A 14465-nucleotide genomic window follows, 5' to 3' on the forward strand; every position below is an offset into this window, starting at 1 on the left:
GAGAAACACCACAGGGACGGTTCTTAACGGGGGCAATCGGAAGTTTTGCGTGCAAAAAGGCACATCTAGTGGTTCTTAGCTAGTTGTGCCTTTTATATCCGGCTGTGGGATACGTTTCAACATTGTTTTTTTTTGAAATACAAATCCAACAAAATTGCCGCTCTTTTGCATTGAGAATGGAAAACCAGCCAGCGATAGGTCCTATATGAATACTAAGTTTCAGGATGGGAAATTAAAAATTAGTGATAAACTGGAAAAAAGCGAAGAACATCATTACACGCATCTTGTCATGGATGAATCTGGTCGTTTAAACGCTGTGGAATTCAAAGAAGATGAAGAACTATATGAACTATACAAACTATACAACCAACTTTTAAAAGAAACGAAAATTATAAAATAAAAAGTCGAGTTCTTTTTCTTCTGTTATAATATATTTACAATTTTAAATGGTTCAAAAGGGAGATAAAAATGACTAGTTTTTTAGAAGTAAAAGAATTGATCCAAAATCGAAGAAGCATCCGTAAATATAAAGACATCGACGTATCCAACGAGGACATCATAGATGTCCTCGATTGTGCACGATACGCACCGAGTGATACAAACTCACAGACCTGGGAGTTCATTGTCATAAAAGACAGGGAGAAAATCAAAAAGATAGAAGAAATGACGTGGGATGCACTTCGCGAGCGGGCGGGCGAAGCGGAGGAAAAAGGGCTTGAAAAAGAATCAAAGCTTTTGCTTCGTTCATTCGGTCCTTACGCCACCGCCTTTTCAGGCGCGCCGGTGCTGATTATTTGTTTGGCTACACCATACAATTCAAAGTTCAAAGAAAAAATATTCGAGCCCATCGGACTCGTGGACGAGTCCGTCTGGCGTGAAGAAGGAATTAAATCGAGTTGTTTAGCATCGCAGAATCTGATGCTCGCAGCATACGCGAAGGGTTTGGGAACATGCCCAATGACAGGTCCGGTATTATTAGCCCAAGATAAAATACGGGCATATTTGGGGATAGAGGGTGAGAAAGAAATAAACATGGTAATTGCACTAGGATATCCGCAGGAAACGCCGAAGAGAATAGCACGGAAAGAAGTAAGTGAGATTTCTATCATTATCGAATAAGGTTCGCAGTTGCGAGCCTTATTTTTTTGTTGTTACAAAAACTACGATAGATGCTAAAATCAAACCATTCATTTTACATTCAGATTTGCTAATGTTTATAAGAATAAAGAGACTTACTAAAAGGAACGAGAAAAATATCTTAGTCTCTTTATGGTGTCTTTTGTAATTAGAGGTAAATAGTGTAACATTTTCCTGAGATTATACGTCTAAAATATATAAGAATTTTCACGATAAAAGGTGGATGAAGCAGCTTTATAATTCTATCTAAAATTAGGTAAGTCCCCATGGGCTTACAAGTTTTTTAATGGGCGACAATCACATTTTATCTTATTACATATTGGTGGGTAAAAAAATGATGTGGCTGCGGCGGTCATTCCTTGTTGAGCTAACGGAGGGAGGTTAGTGTAATAATCATCGTTTAAATTACAAATAAAACAGAACGGATTAATATATGGTAATTTTAATAAGTGCTGTAAGTAGTACAGGTAAAACCTTTATGGCTCAAAAGTTACTAGAAAAATACCATAATTTCTTATCTCTCTATAGACCATATAAAAATGGGCTTGTACAGAGGAGATAAGAATTGTGGATTCACACCACTAGATAGTACCGAAGTCATTGGAGATAAACTCTGGCCAATATTAAAAGGGATTATTATGACAAATATCGAGAATGAACAACATATATTATTGAAGGATGCTATATATTGCCTCACTATATAAAGGATTTTGGCATAAATTATTCAGAAAAAATTATTCCAGTATTCTTAGGTTTTTCAACGAATTATATTCAAGAAAACTTCGAAACAAGAATAGTGAAACATAGGAATGCTGTTGAATTCCGTAATTGGCCGGAAGAAAGAACGATAAAAGAACTAATCAAGGAACATAAAGAATTTAAAGCACAATGTTTACAAGCAGGTGTTAGGTATTTTGAAATCGAAAACGACTATGACAAAGAAATATTGAATGTTTATGACTATATAGAGGCCGAAAAAAGTAGAATCGATCCTATATAAATTGGGGATCTCAATTATAGTTATTGAAGTAACGTGTGCTTTTGTTAAGGATGATGGTCGCTGCGGCGGTCATTTTTTCTTGTCGAACTAACGGGACAGTTTAGTAAACAACAATATGATAATAAGAGGATTTTTAGCTTTCTTAAAGAAAGAGTAAACAATAAGTGGTGAGGGGATGAGGGGAATTTGGAAGCAAGTAACCAAATCATTCAGATAAAGCCTTGGGAGGATAATGACCTTGATTTACTTTTTCTTATAAACGCTCCAGAAATGATGCAGCATCTTGGAGGTTCAGAGAGTAAAGAGCAGATTTTGAATCGACATAAACGTTATCTTGAGCTGGGAAATAGAGGACGTATGTTCAGCATTAAATTCTTACCAGAATTAGAACCAGTAGGTTCTGTGGGGTATTGGCAAACTACTTGGAATAATGAGAGTGTATATGAAACTGGATGGAGCGTTCTACCCTCTTTTCAAGGGAAAGGAATAGCTACAAAAGCGGTAAAGTTAGCAATTGAAGAAGCATCTAGTGAAGACAAATATAAATACATCCACGCATTCCCATCGATTGATAATCCTGCTTCTAATGCAATTTGTCGGAAGCTTGACTTTCAGTTTATCTCTGAATGCGAATTTGAATACCCTCCAGGAAGCTTTATGCGTTGTAATAATTGGCGTTATAACTTAATTGGATAATAGCTGAATTTTTAGTTCTTAATTTTTAAAAAATTTGTGAAGAAATGTACTTAAGCTGACGGGTGCAAGAGTTGAACAAAACGTTGTTTCGGCAGCGTTTTTTCTTATGAGCTAAAGGGGCAGTTTAGCTGAAGAAGGATTATTTGAAATTGTTGTCGAATTTAGTCTAAATAACAATTAAATTTCTAAAGGGGAAAGAGTATGAAAAAAGGTCAATTAGAAGTTTATAACCTACATAAATTAATTCAAGACCAAACGGATTATACCAATTTTATCGTAAGCGAAGTTAATGATCACGCTCTTAGAATAGCCGTTATAAATGGGGAATTCCACTGGCATAAACACGAGGATTGCGATGAATTATTTTATGTACTAGAAGGTGAACTTTTTATAGACTTAGAGAACAATGAAACAGTTTCTCTGAAACCGGGTGAAATATTTACTATTCCTGCCAATACAATGCATCGAACTCGTTCAAACGAACGCACAGTTAATATATGTTTTGAAAAAACCAATAATGATATAAACGGATAGCTAATTAGACAATAATCTATTCCATTAACAAGGCTGTCGAAACAGCCTTGTTTTCTTCAACTAACGGGGGCAAGAGTTGAAGAACGGTTGCCGCACTTTTTCTTGATTGAACTAACGGTCAGTTAAAGAAGAAGTTGGATATCTTTCAAAAGAAAACTCGCCACATGCGGCGAGTTTTCTTTTGAATTCCCTGATATCAAACGACTGCTGTTTTCTTAATAAATAATTTCTGATAAGGATTTAAACAATTTAGTAACTTTTCACAGTTGATGATTACTCAATTAAGTTCTTCGTTGCTTGGTACATTTTTTCGACGTAATCGTCGATTTCATCCCGTGACATACGTAATCGATTCACAGAGGTACCATATCCAATTTCCTTTTTACCCTCTTCTAATCCTTTGAAAATGCCATCTGCGAATGCATCTAATGGTTCTCCAGGCAGACCTGCACCGTCTAAAAAATCTGTTTTCACCGCTGGTGGAGCAACTTCAATGACTTCTATAGATGTATTAGAAAGTTGGTGTCTGAGACTCAGTGTAAAGGAATGAAGAGCTGCTTTAGTTGCTGAATAGATAGGTGCAATTACAAATGGAGTAAAAGCTAACCCAGATGTCACGTTAATAATAGTTGCTTCTTCACTAGTTGCAAAAAATGGTGCGAATAACATAGAGAGTTGGATCGGCGCTTCAAGATTGGTTGTGATTTCTTTACTAAAATAACGCCAATCCTTTGAGTCCGACGTTAACACGTTAAAACTTTGTTGGATTCCTGCGTTGTCTTCAATAGCGAAGGATCGCTTATTCTTATTGAAGTAACGGGCAGCTTAGTTTCAACAAGAGGTAGCGTTTATAGATTCAATTAATATTGTTATTTTTTGTAAACTTATAGGTAATTTAACTGGAATTATAGAATATAATTGTGGAGTATTTAAGTAAGGAGGATGAGTATGTTTCAAATAGTAGATTTTTAAAAATTATGGGAATTTGAAGCCGCTGCTACTCAGAAACTTTTAAATCAACTTACGGATGAATCACTACCACAAGAAGTTACCTCTCAAAATTGGACATTGGGACGAATTGCTTGGCATACTGTAACGGCTATTGGGATTATATCATCCCGAATAGGTCTTTCTTTTGACGCACCAACTAATGATTATCCTGTTCCTTCTTCCTCAGAATTCATATCTAACAGTTATCAACAAGCAAGTGATGCATTAGTTCAGGCAGTAAAAAATCAGTTAGCTGACAAAAACCTTAGAGAAGAATTGGACATCTATGGACAGAAAATCACCAAGGGAGAACTATTATTTTTTTTAATACAACACCAAATTCATCATCGAGGACAAATGACTATTCTTATGCGTCAAGCTGGTTTATCGGTTCCGGGTCTTTATGGTCCATCAAAAGAGGAATGGGCTGAGATGGGTATGGAAGCTCCTGAAATGTGATTGTAATTATTGAACATTGGTAATAAGAACAGGGTTATTATACATTCCTGTTCTTATTTAATCTAAAAGAGATAACGTATATAAAAATAAGATTGTGAAGAATTACACTTAAACAAACGGGGGCAAGAGTTAAAGATTGGAGCTACCATATTGGTGGCCTTTTCTTATTCGACCAACGGGGCAGTTTAATTCAATGGAGGAGAGAGGTATATAACAAGGGAATTGTTTAATATATCAGAATTTGGAAGGAGTTTTTAAAATGAGTGAAAAATTATTGAGGGTTGGAACTACTTATATTCCAGTGACAAATGTAGAGCTTTCATCTGAATGGTACGTAAATAAATTAGCTGCAGATTTATCTTATAAAGATGAAGACAAGGCGATTTTAAACCTTGCAAACCAAAGTATTTTTCTTGTGAAGTCAAATGAAAGTCAAACTTCTAATTTTATTGATATTTATGGTGAAGAACGTTTTTCTTTAACTTTTGAAGTAAATGGGTTAGATGCTTTGGAAGCACTACATAAGGATTTTATAGAAAATGAGATAAGAGTTGGAGATATTGAAAACAGAGGACATTCTGGAAGGAATTTTGTTTTTTATGATTTAGATGGGAATAAATTCGATGTATGGAGTGAACTTAGTCCAATTTTCAAAGAAAAATATTTAGTCTCAAAATAATCAAGTATTATTTTTAATTGTCGTGCTAAAGGGTGCTTGAGTTTAAAAAAGGGTTGCAGTCCTTTTTTCTAGTTGTACTAACGGGGCAAGTTAGTTTAATAAAATCACCTATACTATGATAGTATTGGATTTATTATAAGGGGGTTTTTAAATGACACCAGAACAAATTGTTAGAGAATTTTTTGAAGAAGTACGATCAGGTAATAATCCTGAATACTCAAATCAATTAATGGAAGAACAAGTATTGGCACATCAAATTGTATCTGAAGAAGAACAAACAGTGTTGAGGACACCTAAAGATTATGCTGAACACGTAAGAGAAATGATTGAAGCATATGGTAATTTTTCATTAGAAATTCAAGAATTTTTAGTAGACGGAAATAAAGTATATGTACGATGGAAACAAAAAGGTACGCACGTAGGAGAAATCGATGGATACCAACCTACAGGGCTCCCAGTAATACAAATGGCAAGTGCGGTGTATAGAATAGAAAATGGAAAAATTTCAGAGTATTGGATTCAGATTGATAGGTTAGGTATTCAAAAACAATTAGAGTACAATAAAAATATTAGCTCTGTTATAGCTTAATGTTGATTTCAATGTATTTGAAATAAACGTAAAAATTCCGTTTAACTTGGGGAATACCCTTATTTCCTTAAAAATAAAGGAAGTTTTTCCGTTTATATGATCCAAATCTTTGGATTTTGTCTAATTTAGAGCAGTTAATCGGAATTTCTACGCTTATATCTGCTTCTTAATCTTCATCTATATACATTAGCCGGAAATCCTCCGCCTATGAATACTCATGCCTACACGAAAATCAACAATGAATAATAACAGAGCCAAAATATTAAAAGTGTTTAATTTTCAATGTATTAATTAATAAACTCTTGTTCAACTAACTGGTGCGATTGCTAAACAACAGTAATCGCCTTTTGTTATTGAAGTAATGGGGCAGAATAGTGTATTTGGCAATTAAGAAATGCTATAAATGGCTGTATCTTTTTTGAATGTAAAAAGAGCCAAAATACGCATGTCGTGCATAAAAACTTGCATATTTTAGGCTCTTTAATTTAATTCTTAATTGCGTTAAAGCCCCGAAAGTTTAAGTAAATTCCTTCGCAATCTGAAGGAAAGGGTTTGATTATTTTAATTTACTATTAACTAAGTTCTCCCATTTCTCAAATGACAACTTTTCCGTAATATTTTTTAATTCATTTGGAACATCAACATAGCAAATCAATTCTAAACTATTGCCATCTGGGTCATTAAAATATACCGAAGCATTTCCTTGATTTGGTCTTATAAATGGTTCAATTGATGTTCTTCTTCCAAACGGTACAGGTTCAACTTTGATGGATTCAAGCCATTTTATAGATTCTTTTAAATCTTGATATGTGACTCTAAATGCAACATGCCTTAAAGAAGGATGGTATGGAGTTTGGTATTCCTTTCCTTCCCACAATCCCAACCAACTTTTTCCTTCTTCTATCCAAAAGAATGCAGTGTCTTCATTACGCCAAGCTAATTTCAAACCTAATTTCTGATAAAACTCAATTGAATTTTGTAAGTTACTAACAGGTAAGTGAGCTTCGTATAATCCTTTAATCACTATGTATTCTCCCTTCTAAATCAAAATAATAATAATTATAATAAAATTATAATTATTATTAAAAACTTTTCAACTAAGTTGCCCCGTTAATACAATAAGTTCAGCTTTACAATTATGCATAAACATAAGTGTTTATGCAGGTTTGCATTAAGTTATGATTCAAAATGATTAATAAACATACTACCAAAATCTACAACATCTAAATGCCAGAAACACAGAATAGTTGAACAAGACAATTTGTTTCTTTAAAAGAAAATAGAAATACTATGAACGAATAGGACAACATTAATTACTAAATAAGTGGAAGGTGAGAATTTTATGAACAATATTACGAAAATGAAAATATTGAAGCCAGTTAATGAAGTGTTTGAAGCCTTCGTTGACCCTTCAAAAATAGGGAATTTTTGGTTTTCAACAAGTTCTGAAAGATGGGAACAAGGTAAGACGATTACACTGAGATATGATGAATATGATGCAAAAGGCGATATAAAAATAAATGAAATCGAGTTAAATAAGAAAATAGTGTTCCACTGGGGTGCAAATGCAGAAGGGCATAGGGTTACGATTACCCTGAATGAATTAGGTAATTCAGAAAGCATCATTGAAATCGCTGAAGAAGGTTTTAATGAAAATGATGAAAATATAATAAGTCAGATGTTAGATAATAAAGAGGGTTGGGTCTATATGTTGACTTGTTTAAAGGGTTATTTGGAATATGGTGTTAATTTGAGAGCTTCATTGCTTCATTAGTCTTTAATTAGTAAGGAAAGGCTGTCAAACAGCCTTTCCTTATTCCTTTGACTGTAAGATTGTGAAGAATTGAACTTAAACTAACGGGTGCGTTCCTTGAAGATCGGACTACCATTGAGGTGGTCTTTTTTTTATTGAACTACAGGGGCAGTTTAGTTGAAAAAAAATATAGGTGTAAAGGACTTAAAGGAAAAGATGAAGAATTACATATTTTTAGACCTTTAATTTAGTTAGCCAAAAAAGTACAAGTGATTTTATGGGAGGAATAGTAGATGGATATGAATTATCCAATTGGAAAATTCAAATTTAATGGTGAGATTACCAACATCATTACAAAGGATTGGATAAATGAGATTGAAGAGTTACCAAGATTATTACAAGATGCTGTAAAAGACTTAGATAATGAACAGCTTGATACACCTTATCGTTCAGAAGGGTGGACTGTTCGACAAGTAATACATCACCTTGCGGATAGTCATATGAATGCATACGTTCGCTTTAAATTGGCTCTAACAGAAGAAAAACCTGTAATAAAGCCATATGACGAAACGGAATGGGCGGAACTTTCTGATTATAAATTACCAATTGATATTTCACTATCCCTGCTCGAATCATTGCACAAACGCTGGACAAACCTTTTACGTAGTCTAAGTAGGGCTGATTTGGAAAAGACATTTATCCACCCAGATTCAGGTGAAGTTTCAGTGGGTAAAAATATAGGAATTTACGCTTGGCACGGGCGACATCATCTTGCACATATTACTTCTTTGTGTAAGCGTAAGGGCTGGTAACGTACTTTGTGAAGGATTACGCTTAAAGTAACGGGTGCATTCCTTTAATAAGGGATGCTAATTGTAGATAAAACATTGGTGTTGCTACATTAACTTACCTTGACGAAAATAAATAATGAAAGCTAAGCACCGTCCTTTCTCTACATTTTGTAATAAGGGAAGGGTGGTGTTTTATTATGGGAATTACAGCAAATGGATCTTGACGGAAAAAATTGTAATGTTTTATCTTCTTTTGTAGAAAACAACCAACTAATACCTTAATCATGCTAAAGTGAACAAAACATATCTGAGGAGGAAGGGTAGTGCAGTATATTGATAGTTTCGGTTGGGTCCTAAATATAATTCTATTGATTTGTTTTGTTATAGCATTATTGACGCTAATGAGAAAACCGAAAGAAAATAGAAAGAACACAAAGAAGAAAATGTGAAGGGACGATATTTTATGAGTAATAGTGTTTTGTTAGTTGTTGATGTTCAAACAGCATTGATTAAAGAACATCCATATAATGAGAAAAAGGTAATTGGGAATATCAAAAAACTTATCTCTATTGCAAGAGATTCTAATAAAGAAGTGTTATATGTTCGGCACGATGATGGTATAGGTGAAGAATTAGAATATGGTACTGATGGATGGCAGATTTATCATGAAATAGCACCTAATAAGGATGAAAGGGTTTTTGAAAAAAAATGTAATAGTGCATTTTTCAAAACTGGCTTAAAGGAATATTTGGAGAGTAAAAAAATAGATACTATTATTTTGACAGGACTTCAAACAGAATATTGTATTGATGCAACTTTGAAAAGTGCATTTGATAATGGATATAGTGTAATTATTCCAGAACAAACAAATACAACTTTTGATAATGAGTATCTATCCGGTGAAAAACTTTATGAGTTTTATAATTATAAAATATGGAATAACCGTTTTGCCAAAGTTCTATCTGTTGATGAAGTTAGCAAAATTTTGTTTAGGTAAATTATTTTTGGGTTAAATAGATTTAATAAAGTCACAATGTCCTTATTTCACTAACGGGGTGCTTTAGTTGAAAAATGGGTTGCTACGGCAGCCCTTTTTCCTGTTCAACAACTAAAGGGGGTTAGTTAAACAAAGATATGTTCAAATATGGTAAAATTTCTATAAAATCACAAGGTTGGAAAAAATAATCACTAAGGAGGAACGTTTATGAATGCCAAACAGTGGAGAGTGGGAATATTTTTGTTTAACGACGTAGAGGTTTTGGATTTTGCAGGTCCTTTTGAAGTTTTTTCTGTCGCAGCATTAGAGAATGGTCAAAAACCATTTGTAGTTGAAACGGTATCAGAAAAAGGAACAATGATATATGCTCGTAATGGATTGAAGGTTCAACCAGATTTCAGTTTTGATACTATGCCAAAATTTGATATATTGGTTATTCCTGGTGGTCCAGGTGCTAGGGAACGAGAAATAAATAATGATAAAGTAATAACCTGGATTGAAAGTCAAATGAAAAATGTACAATTAATGACTTCTGTTTGTACGGGTGCCCTTCTGTTAGCAAAAGCAGGTTTACTTAAAGATAAAATGGCAACAACCCATTGGGCAAGCTATGAAAGATTAGAAAAAGGATTTCCAGAAGTTGAAGTTCAGAGGGATGTTAAATTTGTAGATGAAGGTAATGTTATTACATCAGGTGGAATCTCAGCAGGTATAAATATGACTTTTCATATTGTGAAACGATTGGTGGGTCCTCAAGTTGCACAAGGAACCGCTAAGCGAATGGAATACGATATTATTATTTAAAAAAATGTCCGTTTTGGCGAACTTTTTTATGAGCTAAATGTATACATTTTAAAAAGTTTATTAAGAAATACACTTAAACTAACGGGTGCAAGAGTTAAAGATTGGGATGGCTACGGCGATTCCTTTTTTCTTGTACTAACGGGGGCATTGATCCAAGAAGGATTAACGTTCTTTTTGTGGAACTTATTTAGCTAAAGGCTACTGAGACTATTCCGATATTCGTTAAAATCTCAACAGTTTTAGAAGGGGCAGGCTTTTTAAAAAATATATGGTTATCTTGGAAAATGTTGTATAATTTAACAGAAATTATTCCGATGGAGGAAATTTATGAAGAATAACAATCAATTTATAAGACAGTACGATTTAGATTGGATAAAGGTATTGGCTACTTTAACTGTGTTTCTTTATCATTGTTCAATGTTCTTTAATCCTTTTGATTGGCACATAAAGAATAACGTCATTAATCGGTCTTACATTGACTTTTTTTCCCTCTTTGTCGGAAATTGGATTATGCCCATATTCTTTATGATTTCAGGAATTAGTACATATTATGCCTTACAAAAAAGAAATTCTCAAAGGTTTGTAAAGGAAAGGCTTGTCCGTCTTGGAATCCCTTTACTTCTAGGAATTTTTATTTTGTCACCCCCTCAAGTATATATTGAAAGAATAACTAACAATCAATTTGACGGCTCATTCTTTAAATTTTTTCCTCATTATTTTGATGGGTTATATTTAGAAATCGGCGGAACAGGTAATTTTGCATTTTTCGGACATCATCTTTGGTATCTATTGGAGTTATTACTTTTTTCAATGATCACATTACCTTTCTTCCTGAATGTCAAAAAAGGTGTAGGACATAAAGCCTTTGGGACTTTTCACTACTTAGTTATGCCAATCCCTTTAATGATAGTGGCTTTGACTGCCAACAACATTGTGAATTTAGCTAGTTGGGGAATTATCTTTTATTTAATTTTATTTATTTATGGCTACTATTTCTTTTCAAGAGAATCTTTAAGGGAATTTGTACGTAGAGTAGGAGTTTTTGCTGGGTATTTAAGTGCAATTAGTACAGCCGGGTATATATTCTGGGCTATGTATATTGGGTTTCCAATGAATGTCTCGTTAAATTGGGGTATTTTTATGATACTTCGAGTTATTTTGGTGTGGAACGTTCTTTTCTTTATCTTATATCTAGGTGATAAATACTTAAACTTCATTAATAGCACGTTAAAATATACAAGCGAAGCATCCATGCCTTTTTACGTGCTTCACCAACCTATCATTATTATGTTGGGATTTTTCATCTATAACTTAGAATGGGCAGTTCCTGTTAAAGTGGTATTTTTAGTCCCTGTAGCATTTACGATCATTATGATTTTATATCACTTTATCATTCGAAGATTTAATTTGTTAAGAGTTATGTTCGGTTTAAGAATAGCCAAAGAAAATAAAATTATGACAGAAAAAATAAGAACGAGTCTAAAAAATTAACCCTTGTAATGTCATGTCATACTCTCAGTTGTATATAAAGGAAATATACAAAGTTATTTTTATAATTATGATAATTATAATCGGGACGGATAAGTAAAACGAGGAAGGTCATGCTAATTTGCTAAAGTCGTTTATGTCTAACTAAAAGGCTTCCTCCTTATTGAGCTAACGGGAGTTTACTTTAAGAAGGTTAATGGGAAGTGGTGGGTAAGGATGGTCTTTCTTTCAATCGAATCATTTATTATCATTAGTTTCAAACGTATTATAATGTAATATTAAAATATTTAGATGCTCTAAATAAAGTGAAAATGCAGCAGGGCTTGCCCAGCTACATCTCATCCATCTTATTTAACAAATAACAGCTTCCATCTTCCGCAAACCATAAAAATTCTCCAAGTTTAATATTAAACTCAACGGTATTTTTATTATAAATTAACTTTGATACTTTTTTAAATTGCTTTAGTAATTCCATCGGGGGATTTGTGGTGATGTCCTGAGTGTCGTTAGTAATGACAAATCCTTTTGGGTCTAATCTTCGATCAGGTTTTACTTCTGTCGTCCAATTGCCGTTAAGCAAAATAGATTTAGCCGTTATCTTCCTTTTTCGATTCTGTATAGACCAAACCTTTCGACAATTACACCGATATATTTTACATTTCATCCCATAACCCTCTTTTCTTTTAAAATAAGGTCATGGTTAATTATATTTAAACTTGTAGCAAAACATTATGATAAGAAGGTTGTCTTTGATTAGTTTTTTTAGTTAACATGTGATATAAATCATTTACATAATGATGAAGGAGTTTATTTGTATGGCATCAAAGGTTGTAATTTTAGATATTGACGAAACCATTCTCCCACATGGAAAAACGATTAGTCCGGGACGAGCAGCTAAAAGCGTATCTTTCATAGGAGGTGGGGTATTATGACGAACGATATGTTGCTGAGACAAGTGGAAGTGGTTCGAGCCATTACTCTCCAAAAGGTGGAATCTATCACAGAAGATGTAGCTGATATTATGCCTAAGGGATTTAACAATACGATTCGTTGGAACGTTGGTCATATTTTAATTGTTCAGGATCAGCTTGCTTCGAACTTTGCAGGATTACCGCAACAGCTTTCTCTAGAATTTGTCACCCTTTTTGGCAATCGGACGAGACCAAGCGAATGGCAAGTAGAACCTCCAACGTTGCAAACCTTATCCTATGAATTAAAAAAGCAAACTGCGTACATAAAGGAATCTCTAGGCAACCGTCTGCAGGAAAAAGCAATAAAACCCTTTGTACGGCTTGGTTTTAAGATGGAAACAATCGGAGAAATTCTCTCGTTTAGTTTACACCATGAAGGAATGCATACGGGAGTTATTTATGCGATTCAACGGGCAATTGAAGGTTCCAACAATTCTTTTTAAAGTAATACTTATGCAGGCTCATGAATGACTCATGGGTCTGTTTTTTTAGCTAATCAGAAGTTGGACCGAAGATAAAGTCGAACGTGTTTAGGATATTCTATGGGAGCATTTCACTTTTGGAATTACCAGAATTGGGATACAAATATTTACTCTAAATTAGGGAATGGTTGTAATACCTGTTACTATACCTGATGGTTTTGATAAAAAAATATACAATTTAGAAAGTTAGATGGTGGGTAGTACGCTTTGTATCAATATTATGATACTTCTGGTATGTTGAATATTAGAAATAAACATATGTATGAACAATGGAATGGTTTCCAAAAAGCGACTTTGAACTTAATTACATAAGAAAAATACCCGTCTAGGGATTACAATTGAAGAATGAAGGTGGAAGTGAATGTTTAATCGAAAAAAAATCAATGCTGATGTGAATGAACGTTTTCCAATTGAACGAAACAAACGGCTGACGGCAATTGCTGCTACTGTTCTTTTTGTTCTCATCATAGCGGAGTTTGTCACTATGGCGAACCTAGTTGAACTGATTTCTTACCATATTTATGTCGGTATCTTAATAGCTGGACCCCTTGTGGTCAAAATGTGTAGTATCAGTTACCGATTTTTTCGTTACTATACAAAATCTCCTGATTTTGTAAAAGCAGGTCCACCAATTATATTACTTCGACTCTTAGCCCCGTTCCTTGTTGTCATTACCGTGATGGTAATGGTAAGTGGGTTTGGACTCGTATTGGGCGGACATGTCCATGAGGGATTATTTCTTAAAATCCATGCTATTAGTGTAATTTTATGGTTGCCGTTACTGGCTGTCCATATTTTCGCCTATATTCGTAAGGCTTCTGGTCTAATTGCAAATGATTGGACCAGAAAATCCAAATACCGAGTACCAGGTCGCCAAGGGCGAATTGGTATTAACGTTGCAGCATTAATAGTGAGCGGAATTGTCGCTAACATCCTGACTCCGTTGTATCGGGGGGAGCCTGAACATGGAATACCTCCACTTGTTTTAGGAATTGTGGCTACCGTAATTGCGGTCATCATCGCTAGACCACACTTAGGTATAACTAATAAAGGACCACGGTTATAGGTAGCTATAATGAAGCGACTTCTTTAGGT

Annotated in this window: 16 protein-coding genes and 2 pseudogenes; 15 read left to right on the forward strand and 3 right to left on the reverse strand. The window is 34.1% G+C overall.

The window, feature by feature from the left end; translation table 11 throughout:
- Window positions 1–205 precede the first annotated feature (205 nt).
- The 5 genes from QNN06_RS04710 (at window position 206) to QNN06_RS04730 (ending at window position 3367) form a co-directional block, all read left to right on the forward strand.
- On the forward strand, window positions 206–400 hold the full coding sequence (locus tag QNN06_RS04710; protein WP_213118570.1) for a hypothetical protein: 195 nt from the start codon (window positions 206–208) through the stop codon (window positions 398–400).
- 68 nt (window positions 401–468) lie between these two features.
- A complete protein-coding gene (locus tag QNN06_RS04715) occupies window positions 469–1119 on the forward strand; it encodes a nitroreductase family protein (protein WP_213118569.1) in 651 nt (216 codons plus the stop codon).
- Between the two features lie 706 nt (window positions 1120–1825).
- Entirely contained in the window at window positions 1826–2137 is a 312-nt protein-coding gene (locus tag QNN06_RS04720) for a hypothetical protein (protein ID WP_284037126.1), read from the forward strand.
- A gap of 186 nt (window positions 2138–2323) precedes the next feature.
- Window positions 2324–2833 carry a GNAT family N-acetyltransferase gene (locus tag QNN06_RS04725; protein ID WP_213118568.1) on the forward strand — a complete coding sequence of 170 codons (510 nt, stop codon included), beginning with the start codon at window positions 2324–2326 and terminating at the stop codon, window positions 2831–2833.
- 201 nt (window positions 2834–3034) lie between these two features.
- On the forward strand, window positions 3035–3367 hold the full coding sequence (locus QNN06_RS04730) for a cupin domain-containing protein (protein ID WP_213118567.1): 333 nt from the start codon (window positions 3035–3037) through the stop codon (window positions 3365–3367).
- Window positions 3368–3640: 273 nt separating this feature from the next.
- On the opposite strand, the pseudogene QNN06_RS04735 reads toward QNN06_RS04730, so the two are convergent.
- Window positions 3641–4147: pseudogene (locus tag QNN06_RS04735) on the reverse strand (SDR family NAD(P)-dependent oxidoreductase); the annotation flags it as partial.
- A 192-nt stretch (window positions 4148–4339) separates the two neighbouring features.
- Here QNN06_RS04735 and QNN06_RS04740 point away from each other — a divergent pair.
- The 3 genes and pseudogenes from QNN06_RS04740 to QNN06_RS04750 form a co-directional block, all read left to right on the forward strand.
- A pseudogene (locus QNN06_RS04740) lies at window positions 4340–4816 on the forward strand (DinB family protein); the annotation flags it as partial.
- A 259-nt stretch (window positions 4817–5075) separates the two neighbouring features.
- Window positions 5076–5495: a VOC family protein gene (locus QNN06_RS04745; protein WP_213118565.1), complete on the forward strand. Its 420-nt coding sequence runs from the start codon at window positions 5076–5078 to the stop codon at window positions 5493–5495.
- Window positions 5496–5646: 151 nt separating this feature from the next.
- Entirely contained in the window at window positions 5647–6084 is a 438-nt protein-coding gene (locus QNN06_RS04750; RefSeq protein ID WP_284037127.1) for an ester cyclase, read from the forward strand.
- A 556-nt stretch (window positions 6085–6640) separates the two neighbouring features.
- Here QNN06_RS04750 and QNN06_RS04755 read toward each other — a convergent pair.
- Window positions 6641–7108 carry a VOC family protein gene (locus tag QNN06_RS04755; RefSeq protein ID WP_284037128.1) on the reverse strand — a complete coding sequence of 156 codons (468 nt, stop codon included), beginning with the start codon at window positions 7106–7108 and terminating at the stop codon, window positions 6641–6643.
- 318 nt (window positions 7109–7426) lie between these two features.
- On the opposite strand from QNN06_RS04755, the gene QNN06_RS04760 reads away from it, so the two are divergent.
- The 5 genes from QNN06_RS04760 to QNN06_RS04780 all read left to right on the forward strand — a co-directional run bounded on the left by QNN06_RS04760 (window position 7427) and on the right by QNN06_RS04780 (window position 11920).
- Complete coding sequence (locus QNN06_RS04760) at window positions 7427–7858, forward strand: SRPBCC family protein (protein ID WP_213118562.1); 432 nt, start codon at window positions 7427–7429, stop codon at window positions 7856–7858.
- 272 nt (window positions 7859–8130) lie between these two features.
- Entirely contained in the window at window positions 8131–8649 is a 519-nt protein-coding gene (locus tag QNN06_RS04765) for a YfiT family bacillithiol transferase (protein WP_284037129.1), read from the forward strand.
- A gap of 442 nt (window positions 8650–9091) precedes the next feature.
- A complete protein-coding gene (locus tag QNN06_RS04770) occupies window positions 9092–9625 on the forward strand; it encodes a cysteine hydrolase family protein (RefSeq protein ID WP_284037130.1) in 534 nt (177 codons plus the stop codon).
- A gap of 207 nt (window positions 9626–9832) precedes the next feature.
- A complete protein-coding gene (locus QNN06_RS04775; protein WP_284037131.1) occupies window positions 9833–10429 on the forward strand; it encodes a DJ-1/PfpI family protein in 597 nt (198 codons plus the stop codon).
- Window positions 10430–10756: 327 nt separating this feature from the next.
- A complete protein-coding gene (locus QNN06_RS04780; RefSeq protein WP_213118558.1) occupies window positions 10757–11920 on the forward strand; it encodes an acyltransferase family protein in 1164 nt (387 codons plus the stop codon).
- Window positions 11921–12248: 328 nt separating this feature from the next.
- Here the strand turns inward: QNN06_RS04780 and QNN06_RS04785 are convergent, their stop codons facing one another.
- Window positions 12249–12581, reverse strand: a complete 333-nt coding sequence (locus tag QNN06_RS04785) for a hypothetical protein (RefSeq protein WP_213118557.1) — start codon at window positions 12579–12581, stop codon at window positions 12249–12251.
- Window positions 12582–12845: 264 nt separating this feature from the next.
- On the opposite strand from QNN06_RS04785, the gene QNN06_RS04790 reads away from it, so the two are divergent.
- Both QNN06_RS04790 and QNN06_RS04795 read left to right on the forward strand, forming a co-directional pair.
- Window positions 12846–13331 (forward strand): DinB family protein, encoded by a 486-nt coding sequence (locus QNN06_RS04790; protein ID WP_213118556.1) that lies wholly within the window; start codon window positions 12846–12848, stop codon window positions 13329–13331.
- Window positions 13332–13731: 400 nt separating this feature from the next.
- Complete coding sequence (locus QNN06_RS04795) at window positions 13732–14436, forward strand: hypothetical protein (protein ID WP_213118555.1); 705 nt, start codon at window positions 13732–13734, stop codon at window positions 14434–14436.
- The last annotated feature ends 29 nt before the right edge of the window (window positions 14437–14465 follow it).

Source organism: Neobacillus sp. 114 (assembly GCF_030127045.1).
In the GTDB taxonomy this organism is placed as follows: domain Bacteria; phylum Bacillota; class Bacilli; order Bacillales; family Cytobacillaceae; genus Neobacillus; species Neobacillus rhizophilus.